This window comes from Alicyclobacillus fastidiosus (assembly GCF_026651875.1).
Classification (GTDB): domain Bacteria; phylum Bacillota; class Bacilli; order Alicyclobacillales; family Alicyclobacillaceae; genus Alicyclobacillus; species Alicyclobacillus fastidiosus.
On the sequence record NZ_CP104067.1, the window covers coordinates 19840 to 32173 of the forward strand.

9 protein-coding genes and 1 tRNA gene are annotated in these 12334 nt (G+C 46.6%); 5 read left to right on the top strand and 5 right to left on the bottom strand.

Annotated elements, in window-relative coordinates; translation table 11 throughout:
- The first annotated feature begins 68 nt into the window (after window positions 1-68).
- From serS to NZD89_RS00090, 3 genes are all read left to right on the top strand, one after another.
- Complete coding sequence (serS, locus tag NZD89_RS00080; RefSeq protein ID WP_268005871.1) at window positions 69-1364, top strand: serine--tRNA ligase; 1296 nt, start codon at window positions 69-71, stop codon at window positions 1362-1364.
- Between the two features lie 117 nt (window positions 1365-1481).
- Window positions 1482-1946, top strand: a complete 465-nt coding sequence (locus NZD89_RS00085) for a hypothetical protein (RefSeq protein ID WP_268005872.1) — start codon at window positions 1482-1484, stop codon at window positions 1944-1946.
- Between the two features lie 169 nt (window positions 1947-2115).
- A tRNA-Arg gene (locus tag NZD89_RS00090) sits at window positions 2116-2194 on the top strand.
- A 232-nt stretch (window positions 2195-2426) separates the two neighbouring features.
- Here the strand turns inward: NZD89_RS00090 and NZD89_RS00095 are convergent.
- The 5 genes from NZD89_RS00095 to NZD89_RS29345 all read right to left on the bottom strand — a co-directional run bounded on the left by NZD89_RS00095 (window position 2427) and on the right by NZD89_RS29345 (window position 11187).
- Entirely contained in the window at window positions 2427-3917 is a 1491-nt protein-coding gene (locus tag NZD89_RS00095; RefSeq protein WP_268008342.1) for a TniQ family protein, read from the bottom strand.
- A 305-nt stretch (window positions 3918-4222) separates the two neighbouring features.
- On the bottom strand, window positions 4223-5875 hold the full coding sequence (locus tag NZD89_RS00100; RefSeq protein ID WP_268005873.1) for an IS1634 family transposase: 1653 nt from the start codon (window positions 5873-5875) through the stop codon (window positions 4223-4225).
- A 145-nt stretch (window positions 5876-6020) separates the two neighbouring features.
- On the bottom strand, window positions 6021-7067 hold the full coding sequence (locus NZD89_RS00105) for an ATP-binding protein (RefSeq protein ID WP_268005874.1): 1047 nt from the start codon (window positions 7065-7067) through the stop codon (window positions 6021-6023).
- Window positions 7064-9691, bottom strand: coding sequence for a TnsB C-terminal domain-containing protein (locus NZD89_RS00110; RefSeq protein ID WP_268005875.1), 2628 nt, complete (start codon window positions 9689-9691; stop codon window positions 7064-7066). The genes NZD89_RS00105 and NZD89_RS00110 overlap by 4 nt, the downstream gene beginning before the upstream one ends.
- Window positions 9692-9762: 71 nt before the next feature.
- Window positions 9763-11187, bottom strand: a complete 1425-nt coding sequence (locus tag NZD89_RS29345; RefSeq protein ID WP_369125228.1) for a TniQ family protein — start codon at window positions 11185-11187, stop codon at window positions 9763-9765.
- A 212-nt stretch (window positions 11188-11399) separates the two neighbouring features.
- Between NZD89_RS29345 and NZD89_RS00115 the strand changes: the two genes are divergently transcribed.
- A complete protein-coding gene (locus NZD89_RS00115) occupies window positions 11400-11627 on the top strand; it encodes a helix-turn-helix domain-containing protein (RefSeq protein WP_268005876.1) in 228 nt (75 codons plus the stop codon).
- 397 nt (window positions 11628-12024) lie between these two features.
- On the top strand, window positions 12025-12270 hold the full coding sequence (locus tag NZD89_RS00120; protein WP_268008343.1) for a DUF2442 domain-containing protein: 246 nt from the start codon (window positions 12025-12027) through the stop codon (window positions 12268-12270).
- The last annotated feature ends 64 nt before the right edge of the window (window positions 12271-12334 follow it).

Below are 12334 nucleotides of genomic sequence, written 5' to 3' on the forward strand. Positions count from 1 at the left end.
CCGTCCACGGCCACTTGTGAAGTGACGCGGGGACGCGCTTTATCCGAACGAATGAGCGAGGTGTACATATGCTAGATATTCGAGCCATCCGGCAACGACCGGACGAGTTCAAACAGAAACTTGGACGCAAAAAGGTAGATCCAGCCCTGATTGACCAACTCCTCGCAGCCGACGAAGCGTGGCGCGCGAACCTTACGGAGACAGAACGCCTGAAGAACCTGCGTAACACCACGTCAGAAGCCATCGCGCGCAAGAAGAAGAACGGTGAGGACGCGACGGACGACATCGCGCAGATGAAAGCGGTCGGCAATCGCATCAAGGAGCTCGACGACATCATCCGCCAGCAGGACGAGACTATCCGCGACATCTTGTTGAGCCTCCCGAACGTCCCACACGACTCTGTGCCAGAGGGCGAGTCTGAGGACGACAACCCGGTCATCCGCACGTGGGGCGAGCTGCCGAAGTTCGACTTCGAGCCAAAGCCGCACTGGGAAATCGCCGAAAGCCTCGGCATCCTGGACACGGAGCGAGCCGTGAAGATCACCGGATCGCGCTTCGTACTGTACAAAGGCCTCGGCGCGCGCCTCGAACGCGCCCTCGCGGCATTCATGCTCGACTATCACGCGGACAAACACGGCTACACCGAGATGTTCCCCGCGTTTATCGCGAACGAGGAGAGCCTGATTGGCACCGGCAACCTGCCCAAGTTCGGCGACGAGATGTTCAAGCTCGAAGGACTGCCGTACTACCTCATTCCGACGGCCGAAGTGCCACTCACGAACTACTACCGCGACGAGATACTCGGCGCTGAGCAGCTGCCGACCAAGTTCGCGGGATACAGCTCTTGCTTCCGATCCGAAGCCGGATCCGCCGGCAAGGACACCCGCGGCCTCATCCGCCTGCACCAGTTCCAAAAGGTTGAGCTCGTCATTCTCTGCCACCCGGACAAGTCCTACGACGTGCTCGAGCAGCTCACCAAGGACTGCGCAGACATCCTCGAGGCACTCGACTTGCCGTACCGCCAAATCGAGATCTGCACCGGCGATCTCGGCTCGAAAGACGCCAAAAAGTACGACTTGGAAGTCTGGATCCCAGCCTCCAACACGTACCGCGAGATCAGCTCCTGCACCAACTTCGAGGAGTTCCAGGCCCGCCGCGCGAACCTGCGCTTCCGCCCGGACGACACATCAAAGCCGGAGTTCGTGCATACGCTCAATGGGTCAGGGTTGGCCGTCGGCCGCACCGTCGCTGCCATCCTCGAGAACAACCAACAGGCGGATGGATCCGTTCGCATACCAAAGGCCCTGGTCCCATATATGGGCGGGCTAGAGGTCATCACCGCGGCGGCACCGGTCAAAGCGTAATCGCCGCCGTAGTTTACTGCTGTACTGAAGCTTATCGTGGGTGGCCTCGCAACGCTAGGCCACCCCATCACTGTGGCAGGCCAGCGGGCCCGCCGTCGGCCTTCACAGGAGGTACCTATGCGCATCTCGCAAGTCAGTCTCAAACTATCCGCAGACGATATCAATCAATGGATCCACGAACTCGCCCCCGAGGTCAAACTCCGCATCGTTGAGATCCGCGACGACGGCATCTACGGACAACTCAAGTTCCTTATGTGGAACGTGGACTTCATCGCGCGCCCACATTGCTACAAGGACCGAGACGAAATTGCCGTGGAAATTTCAGCCCGCAAACTGGTGCCGATTCCGGCGTCGATTGTCGAGCGATCCCTCCAAGAGGCAGTCAAGGACGCCCCCCAGGGCATCGAAGTGCTGCGCCAAGTCCTGAAGTTGCACGTGCCAAGTATCCTTGAGCCCCTCAAGATTGGGCTGAAGGTGCAGGACTTTTCGTGTCGGGCTGGCAGCGTGGTGATCGACGTGGCGGATTGCGAGCTGGGGATGCTGAAGGGGAAGTTGCCGTTTGGTGGGATGGAGCGGCGGTAGGCGGGACCGCGGGGGATGGTGTGCTGCGGGTATAGCGGGAGGCCGCATGTGGGCTTCGACGGCTGTTGGTGGGCCAGTGCCTACATTAAGCTCAGGTGGATTTCCAGTTTGCGTAAGTGGATTGAAATTTGCGGTGGATTGAGGTAAAATATTAGGGCATTGAACACATGCACCCGTAGCTCAGTAGGATAGAGCGGTGGTTTCCTAAACCGCGTCTTGCGGGGGTTCGAATCCCTCCGGGTGCGCCAGAAACGCTTGGTATGAATGGGTTTTGGGGACTGGAACGGATCGCTTCAGATGCCGTAAAACCCATTCTTCTAACAAACTTCTAACATCAAGAAGCATCCAACGGACGCGGGTTCGAGATGCCTCGCCTCCACCATGCAAAACCACGACCGACCCGTCGTGGCATGTGACTTAAAGCATAAGTTGTCCAATATGGTCAGCTTATGCTTTAAAAATTTTTAGGACAAGTTATGCTTAAAAATTTTCATTCAGATCTGTCTGTACTGCTCTTCTCCACACCTTAATCAGGTCTATACTTAATGTTTGACCGACTCTTTCCTGAACAAGCTTTAGAGTCGGTTGTAAGTTCTGAGATCGAAGTTCCATTACTGTCTTTCTAATGTTATTTGCTTTTTCGTCAAAAAGACGTTTTCTTTCTTTTTCTCGATACAATGCATACCTCTTTGTGATTTCTTCATGAATTTGTGGATATTCTCTCATTAACCCAGGGAATGGAAAGTTTAGTCTTGTGCCGATAGCCCGAACTGATTCGGTTATGTCACCATCGTTCAACATCTGAACTAGCTCTTCAGCAATTTGTGGCCAATTAATTTTTCGTCTTTTCCCCTTGGGTTTTTTTGCTTTATGAATCCTATATAACCTTTTCTGGGTAATAATAGTTGTGAGTTCAGGGAAGTTTTTCTTCAAGGTAATCGAGTGAACCCCAAGGTTCTTCGAAATTTGTGTTAAGGAAAGGAAGTTATTCTTGTCGTTAACTATTGATTCAAGATAACGACGAGCTTCATCCTTACTAACATATCGACGTTGCCCTGATTCCTCGCTTGCCACGGCTATTTCCTTAAAGTCTTGCGTATTTACCCACTTCTCACAGGGAGTAAAGAAAAGATCTTCTGGATTAATGTTAAACAATTGACATATTTTTAATAGCTCCATCAAATGAGGTAATGTAGTACCTTCTGAGAGGCTGGCGAACCTACCAACACGTATACCAAGCCGTCTTGCCAACTCTGCTTTGTTTCCTTTCGTTAGCAACTTACTTACGTGCTCAATTGTATTTCTTAAGGAGTTCTCTGGAACGGAACCCGGTTGTATGGACAAAAATTGCTCTAAATTCTGGTGCATTTCCACAACGGCTAAATCTAAAGCTTGCGTTCTCGGAATCGGCTGTGGGGGCCTACCAAGCCATGTCCCACATTTCCAGCAATGTCCATTCATTGCTTTTGACTTAGCATCTGATGAACTTTTACAAATCGGGCAAGTAGATTCCAGTGGAATTTGATGCCTGAGACATATTGATGAGGGTGTCAATTGCCAAATAAGTGGTTCATAGATAGTTTGATTATTGTCCTTCCATGATTGGAAACAAAGGGGACACCATGCACGAGTCTGTCTACTAATTTGAGACGATGCGATTTTATTTGCCCAGGGTAGCAGGCTGGATAAATGCAAAAAAGGATTCGTAGTAGCTTTTTCTAATATATCAACGTACGCTGCTGTAATTTGATTTATCCCCCCTAACTTTCGTGGAATCATTTTTATCACTGTTGAAGGCTGGATTTCATTTCGAATAAGATCTAATACTGACATTCCATGAGCTTCTGCTAGGCGCAAGATGTAGCTTCTTAGACTTTCTACATAAGTAGTTCCATTCCCGATTAATGGCAAATTGTAAAGTCGACTTCTTGGAGGAGTAGGAATGTCTTCTTCTTGGTCGTACCACTCCATAGTCACAATCATCATCCCTTTCTCATCTAGCGATCGGGTAGCATTCCTGAATCAAGAGGTATTCCCGCAACGGTATTCCTTTAAAACCCGCCAACCTTGTCTCGTTGAGGCTTTCGTTTACCAGGTGTACGTTTCTTGGTTTTTGGAGATTCTTCGATATTCTGTGGTAAAACCTTTTTTTCATCCGGCAGTCCATCAGGAAAACACGTCAGTAGAACTCGGCTTCGACAGTCGTAGATACACGAAATCCCGAAACCCGTTGGTGCTTCTAGGGTTTCGGGACTGTGGATAACTTCGTGTGGTGCCTACAGCGTATCTGTGGATATGTCCGAGAACAACGGTGGATGTTCGTAACCCAGCGCTTTCAGGATTTGTGCCTGCTCCGGGGTTACTTCTGTTCGCTGCCGGACTCTGCCGCTACCAGCTTTGTAGGTTACAAGGTGCATCTCGTTCATGACAGAACGGATCTCTCGCCATGTGTGGCTAGTTCGGTTCTCTGCCACCCGAACCAAAAGTAACGAGAGCCAGCACAGTAGTACATGTGCCCGAATCCGCTCATTCTTCCTGTGGTACATCGGGCGCAATTCCATGGTCTGTTTCAGAGAACGGAATGCCGCCTCAACCTGCCAGAGCTGCTTGTATCCAAGGGCCACATCTTCCGCGGACAGTGTGTCGTCTGAGGTTCGGATCAGATACTTTCCGTCCAGTCGTTCCATCGCCTTAACCGCCTGGTGGTCAACTGTGAGATTGCCACGCTTGTCCGACTTCAAGTAACGCTTGAAGGTCGGGTGACTTTGCAATCGACAGTGCGCCTTGGTGTGTGCGTCGTTATCCAACTCCTTGAGTCGTGCGAGCTCTGCTTCCAGGGCCTTGAGGTGTGCCTCGCGCCGAAACGCATCTCGGCGAGCTTCATCTGGGTTGCGAACGAGCACATATCGGACCCGTGCCTCACCGTCTCCTACGACGATTTCCTTTATTTCAAGGTTATCCCGTATCGTTTTAAATCGCCCAGGACGAGACATGGCATCTTCGACTGTCTGCTTCCCAGAGGTCATCTTCTCTCCAGCAATGTAATGCCCTCCGGCTTTCTGGAGTTCACGTAAATTGTCCTCCGAGCTGAACCCACGGTCGACGACCGTAACGACGCGTCCGAGACGCCAGCCAATGAGGTCCTTCTTCACTTCTGGAATGACGGTCATGTCTGACGTGTTCCCTGGCCATACCCAACACCGCACAGGGATGCCGTCTCGGGTCACTACAAAACCAATTACGACCTGCGGTAAGTCCGGCCGGTGGTCCTTGGAGTAGCCGGGTTGCTTCAGACTGTCTTCTTCCGGCTCGTCATCCATTTCAAAGTAGCTTGACGTGGTGTCAAAGAACAGTAAGTCGACTTCCAGGTTCAACAAGTCGGCGACAGTCTCGAACACTTCTCTCTGGATGTCTACGTCCGATTCAATCAGGAAATCCATTGCACGGTACCCCTGGTGGACCTCAAAGTTCTCAACACCGGGGAGTGCGATGTCTCGCTTCACCCAGTCCTCCATGCCAAGCTTGCTCGAGGGGTCCAAGGCTCGATTGGCGACCATCGCAAAGATGGCCCGCTCTATCGGGGCTTCATATTTGCGCTGTGCCAGACGCTTGGATATGGCTTGACCCACGCCAAGTTCATGCCACAACGAGTCGACGATATAAGCGGTGCCAAACGTTTTGCTATCGAGCAGACTCAACTGCACGCTATCCTTGGGCTCCGACGCAACGGGTTCATCACCAAGGAATCGTGAGATGCTCGCGGCAAGCCTCTTCAATCCATCCATGTCCACTTCATCTTCACGCCCGAAGTGGTAGAGGACTTTCGCTTGGGGATTGCCGGTCTTGGGATTGCGTTCATTATGGGCAAGCTGCACGTAGGACGTGACAGAACCGTTTTTATTTTTTCGTGATATCCGCCGTATGTACATGTCTACATTTTAAAATCATATGTTCTACGAAGTCAACTACTGTGGATAACAATACTAGTTATCCACAGAAATTCGCATGTCTACAACTTTTCGTAAAAATGCCTACATAAAATAACCGGAATTCCGCGCCGTTACGGGATTCCGGTTATCCACAAATGCTTATAAACGGGTTGTAACTGTCGAACCCGAGTAGAAGCTCGTCCTCCAGTGCCTGCTCACGCAAGAAGGATTCTTCACCATATTTAGCCTCGTTAATTAATTGCATACAAATTGACGAGTCTAATGCTGTTTGTTTTAAGTGTTCATAAGTAACTGTGGGACCCTCTTCATTCAGACTACGAAACAGAGCGCGAGTTAACCAATCTTTCAAAATTCCTGTACATCCAATCGAATGGGCATAGAGATAGTTAAAATAAGGCATGAAATCTGGCATAGTCTGTACGGGTAGCCTACGTTGAAATTCCAATAGGATGTCTCGAAAAGTTTCTAAATCATTATCTTTTGCCTGGCCTTTATTTTCACTATGAAAATTTTTATTATGGTATCGGGAAAAATCTTCTCTAATCGATCGACGCCCAATCTGACCACTCAGTTCACGAAGTTTCAGTAGTTCATATGTGCCGACCAATACTATCACGACACCGGTTAGGTTAAACAAATTTTTAAGATTATCCATTTGATCGGACAGTCTTCTTCCGGAAGATACTAAACCAATACTTTGGGCTTCATCAATAATTAAGACTCTCGTTTTTCGATAAGTGAGCGCTTTATGCATAGCTCGTCTTAATTCGTCGGCTCTAAGCCGATTCGTTACGGCACCAGCCAATGGCTGATTCAGATTTTGAAGAATTTTAATATAAAAGTTGCTCCAACTAAACAAGCCATTCGAGTGTGGGGGATCTGCTTCAATTCGAACAACAGGAATAACCCCTGGATCCTCTTGCATCTGTTGTAAAAAGTGTTTCACCAACTTTTGCTCGAAGACATCAAGAAGTGTTGTTTTCCCTACACCACTTGGACCTGGAACAAAGACAATCTGCGTGGCAACAGGCTCTGTAGCCCAACTCATTAGCGTATTCAAAACTGTAACCAATCTAGGGTGAATAATCCTGCCCTGCTTAAAGGCAAGCAACCTTTCGTGGTTCGACGTGGTTAGCAATGACTGATCAAATTTTGGTGTCATTTCATTCATAGCAGATCCTCCAGATTGCCAAATTCTTGACTCGGTTTAGTGGAGTTTGATGTCAGCGTCGAAGACTTATGTGTTTCTTTCAGTCTCGGTGAAACGGATGTGATTTTTGCCGTAACATGATCTTGTGCAATTTGGCCATTCTTCTTGTTTCTCGCCTCATCTATTTCGATTTGTAATTGGAGTTCTTTGTCATGTGCTTCTGTTAACAAGCGAGCAATTTGATGTGCATTTATTGTGCGGCGCACTTTCATGGTTTGTTTAGAGCGTTCCCTCAGGATTTTAGTTGCAATTTCTACCTGCTGCCTACTACGTCCGCGTAGTATTAAGTATTCTTCGGAGTGTAATTCCACCCAACGGCCTAGGATATACGCATAGGCAATTCCGGCGTTGTCTGGATCAACTCTTGTTGGAACACTGGTTCCTTCGATACGCCCATCACGGAAATCGTCCGTCCAATAGTACAGATAATTGATCTTTACACCCCGTCCCACTTGAACCTTTAATTCTTTACGGACCGTTTCTGGACACGTAAGAATCTGAAACTCCTTATCGTACGGCACAATGCGTTGTGGTCGTTGCCCTGTCAGACTGACTCCAGTTATAAACATGTCTCGTGGATTCGTCCCAAGTGCAGGATGGTCTTGCGTGTCATAAGTTTCGTAAAACCAAGATTGGAGTAAGTCGTCTAGTGCACGTAAGTTCCATACTGCATTGTTCTTCGGATTTGTTTTTGGTGTAAGTTCGCGTACATTCTTGGTACTTTGCGTATTTGCAATGAGATCGTACAGTATCATTTTGTTGGTCGTGCCAAAAATCCGTTCAATAACAGAGCCATTTCGAGGCTTACCTCTCCTGGATTTGATCTCCGAATTATATCGAGCCGCTAGGGTTTCGAAATAGACGCTTTCAAAGTCTTTGCCTCCGTCGACAACGAACGCATCCGGTAGACGTTGAAATCGCTCGACACACTTACGTATGACTCTCATGTTGCTACGTGTACTAGGACTTTCGAAATCCACATCGAATGCCAGAACTCGTCGACTAAAGGCATCCACCATCAAGGTTAACCACGGGCGAGCGGTTTTGCCAGTTTCACCGAGTCGTACCTCTACGTCTAGTACAGTATGGTCGATATGTGCAATCTCAAACGGGCGTTCCCCGTGTCTCGGTGTTGAAAACTCAAGGTGCCATATAGAAAATTCCTGATGTTTTCTTGCTGCTTTATCACCTTTTCGTTTCTTTTCCTGTGTAACTTTCGGTCGTTCGTGTACGTATCTTGCGTAAGTCGGATAACTGGGACACAGTAAACCTTCATTGTTGCATTTTTTTTGAAATAAAATATATGACGTGTAGATGGTGGGTTGTTGATATTTTTCGTAGTGATCGCTTATAAACTCGATCATTTTTGTAATGGTTGACTCCGGTAGCCTTGGCTCTCGGTTACCTTTTCGTCGATTCTGTGGCAATAGACCATCCAGGCCATACCCTGTGGATTCTAATGATAAATTGTATCTTTTGATCCAGCGTCGAACGTTTCTTGATGCCGAGCTTGGTTTTTTATGACCATCCAGAAATGGTTTAATCGCTTTATAACGTTCGAGTGCAATCTTTAGGTTTTCTTTGCGTGCTTCGAGGGCGATTTCTGAAACGGCTGAGCCTGATTTAACTGTTCGTATGCCCTGAATATTTCCTTGTTTGACAATCGACTCGAATCCACTAATGGAAAGAGTCTGGATATCTCCATGGTCATTCTTGAAGGAAATCTGCGTGACCCCAACATTGACGACTTCCCATGTTGCTCCATCCCACGTAAATTTCTGGCCGACTTCGAGAATAATTTGGTGATCATCTTGTATGGTTTTAGGACTCGTATTGGTAATATAGAAAGCTTCTGCAACTTCCTTAGTAGGGAAAATCTGTATATACTCTCGCTCACTAAACGGTTCTTTGGATAAATCCACGTATACTTTTTCAGAAGCAATGGCGATATACACTGTGTCTGAATCGATGTCTATGGGTGATTGAAGTAAATCACTGAGACTTATCCCGGGTTGCCGATATAAGAGATTTTTTAACTCTTCGAGTTTTTCATCGTCCAACGAAATCGGTTGTTGAAGATAATCCGACAAGAAATGAATATTCCCTGCGTATGTTGGGCTTATTTCTGAGCTAGACCGTAGGGAGTAATTAAGACCGAATTGTGATGCATAATCTTGGCCGGGCGGGCAAATCCAGCTATCGTTCAATTTTGTAAAGCGTGCCGGGTCCTTCTCTGATAGTTGAATTAGTCTATCTTGGGTTTTCCATTCTTCCCATCCAGCAGACTGAGTCCGAAGCACAAAGAAATCTGGAGTATGTAGTAGACCTTTCTTTTTTCCGTCCTTACCTACGTAGGCCAGCTTAATTTTTTCTGGCTGGTCGTAGTATTCCAGAACATCATCATCATGCTCGTAAAGCCATACAGCCAGTCTCTCCACGTTGCCACTTTCCCATTGTACAGTGAACCCCATTTTCTGGCTTGGATAACGTCCATGTGAATTGAACGGTCCTCCCTGAACTCTGCGAGATGGACCGGATTCCCGGATCCTTGAGATAACTTTTCGTGCATTTTCGTCGAGTCCCATCGAGAGACACCACTTTGAAAATTCATGTTCGTCGAGCATATTTATCACCTAAGCTATGATATTTCGGCCTATTAATGGCTACATTTCGAGTGTAACAGTTTCCATTTTGATTCGCAGGACAACAGATTTCTCCGGATCTGAATTTTGTCAACAGAATACAATTTCATAATTTCTTGTTTCCAAACTTGCTGTAAACGAAACTCATGCAAAAGGGCTGGCCGACCGAGAAAGCGTTCCACCTGTCTACGACTTGGATAGATTCCTTCCTTGCTTAGTACTTGGACACATCTCTTTATCTCACAACTTATCATCAGAAACCTTGTCTCCGATTGTTGCTGGATATAGTCACGGTATCTGTCGCTTATCTGTTGGCTTAGTTTAGGAAATCTTCTGCGTAAAGTGGTCAGACCTACGCCAATAGCTTTCGAGACACATCGTAATGATCTTGGAGGGTTCCCAAGCAATTCAGTTTGCAGCAATATTTCTACGTCGCTGGATCGAAAGGGAGAAATTCGACTTGATGATTTAAAAACTTGTGGTGAAGCTAAAGTGGTGAATGCAGTAACATCATGAAATGCAGAGCATAGCAAGATGTCATGTAAATTAAGATTTAACTTTAGGCTTAAGTCAATTAAGGAAGGAAGAGGAACACGCGAACGTTGTGTCCAGCCCTGCATAGTAGACTTCGGAAGTCCCACTCTGCGGGCCAGTAGGGCTACATTCCCGTCAGTCAGAGTCAGTAAATGACTGATAATTTGTTGTGCACAAATTTGTTGTGACTGCTTTTCTTGTGCTAGTTGTATTATTGTACAGACCCTTGTGGAACGTGATATGCCCATTTGGTTATCAGTATTGTTGATAAAGTAAGAAGGTTGATTAGAGCAACTAATAGAACCAGACACTCCAAGCCAATTTCCACATGAGCAGTATCCTGGTCGACTATACCGTTCCCAATGAAATTGATTTCGCCCGCATTTAGAGCAGATGTGTACTAATCTACTACGATGAATGGAGCAGAACTCTGCGGTCTGCACAGACCATATGAGCGGGTCGTAAATAATCGCATTGCTCTCTATCCACTCCTGATAACATAGCGGGCACCACGCACGAAACCGGTGAAGAAGCCCTATATGTGACAGAACTTCTCGATATGGTAAAAAGGTTAAGAGTTGAAGGTTTTCAACTTTTGTCAAATATTGCAATCCCTGTACCAATCGCTCTGCACCACGGGCCAATCCATTGAAAGCGCTAGAATAATAGAAAAACCTTGTTCCCCCTTTTTTCAGGATATCGTTAAGGTAAGGCTTATGTAAAACTGAGCTGAGAACTTCTTTAAGGAAATCCGCCATGGTTAATCCGTGTGCGTCAGATAGTCGGCTTGTATAGCTGGTTAAACTCTCTGTGTACGGACCATCCCAGATTGGGTTCAAGTGATAGAGATAACTTCGGGCCAGTTCTGACATTGCATATTCTTCATTTACGTACTCAGACTGCATTAGAATCCCCCTACTTACGATAAATTGACGTATAGAATTTAACTCTACTCGTCGTTTGTGAATACATAAACATAATATCCATATAAGTAAAGAAAATATACACGAATAAGGCGCGGGGGAGATGAGAGGATTTTACAGTTGGATTTTGTCTTTGGAAACGTAAAGAGATTGCTATATTATCGGATTAAAACTAATTCTGGGAGGAATAATTTGTGTTTTCCTATGCCCCTTTAGCAGCAACTTTACATCGTAAGCATGTGACGAAAAGTGAGTTAAGGGATGCGATTGGTGCGTCGTCCACGACGTTGGCGAAAATCAGTAAAGACGAATACGTATCGTTAGAGATATTGGACAAGATTTGCACACATCTGGGGTGTCGTATTGAGGACGTCATTCAACATATTAACGACGACTCCACAAAATCTAAAGTTGTGGAGTGATTAGTTCTATGAAGAGTATGAGAGAGAATTTGGTCAATTAACATGACCTGGTTATTATGCAGTACACTTAGTATTGTCTGAAGAGAAACAAACTTTACGAAAACAGCTTTTATTAACACCCACCAAATTTATCTCATGATGCGTGGCTTACTAGGTCTTTGTTTCTCTATTTTGCAAACCCCTCGATACAAGATGGGGAGCCTTTGAGGCCATCCGGAAAAACTCTTAAACGCAGTTCGTGCTCTGGAGCTTAAGTTCAATGAAAGGGGTTTCCCAATATCAAGCCTTGCTGAGTAATTAGATACAAATGGACGTGGCCAATGCTGTCTGAAATTTCGATTTTAAGAATGGTAGGTGTCATCATGGTTCGAATTATCAAGGGTAAAGTCTTACGAGGCTGAATGGCTGGTTACTTCTTGAATTTTACAACAACGAACGTAAATTCGTTGACATAAAGCCACTGATGAAAGGTGTTCTCGAACAGTTACGCGAGAAGAAGTTTTTTGAACAGTTTTACATTGATCCTGAGTTGGGGACAGTAACTTGGCCGGGTGAGTTGGATTTAGATCCCCATAACCTGTACAAGCAAGGTGTTGATGCCATGGATATTAAAATCCTCGCTCAGTATGACGACTTATTATGAATCGTCTCTCGGCTCATGCGTAGCCAGCTGCGTATTCCGGAAAATAGTAGCCAGGGATTCCGGA

Excerpts from the sequence above, each read along its gene's own strand:
- serS (WP_268005871.1), top strand. The coding sequence starts at position 69 with ATGCTAGATATTCGAGCCATCCGGCAACGACCGGACGAGTTCAAACAG.
- NZD89_RS00085 (WP_268005872.1), top strand. The coding sequence starts at position 1,482 with ATGCGCATCTCGCAAGTCAGTCTCAAACTATCCGCAGACGATATCAAT.
- NZD89_RS00095 (WP_268008342.1), bottom strand. The coding sequence starts at position 3,917 with ATGGAGTGGTACGACCAAGAAGAAGACATTCCTACTCCTCCAAGAAGT.
- NZD89_RS00100 (WP_268005873.1), bottom strand. The coding sequence starts at position 5,875 with ATGTACATACGGCGGATATCACGAAAAAATAAAAACGGTTCTGTCACG.
- NZD89_RS00105 (WP_268005874.1), bottom strand. The coding sequence starts at position 7,067 with ATGAATGAAATGACACCAAAATTTGATCAGTCATTGCTAACCACGTCG.
- NZD89_RS00110 (WP_268005875.1), bottom strand. The coding sequence starts at position 9,691 with ATGGGACTCGACGAAAATGCACGAAAAGTTATCTCAAGGATCCGGGAA.
- NZD89_RS29345 (WP_369125228.1), bottom strand. The coding sequence starts at position 11,187 with ATGCAGTCTGAGTACGTAAATGAAGAATATGCAATGTCAGAACTGGCC.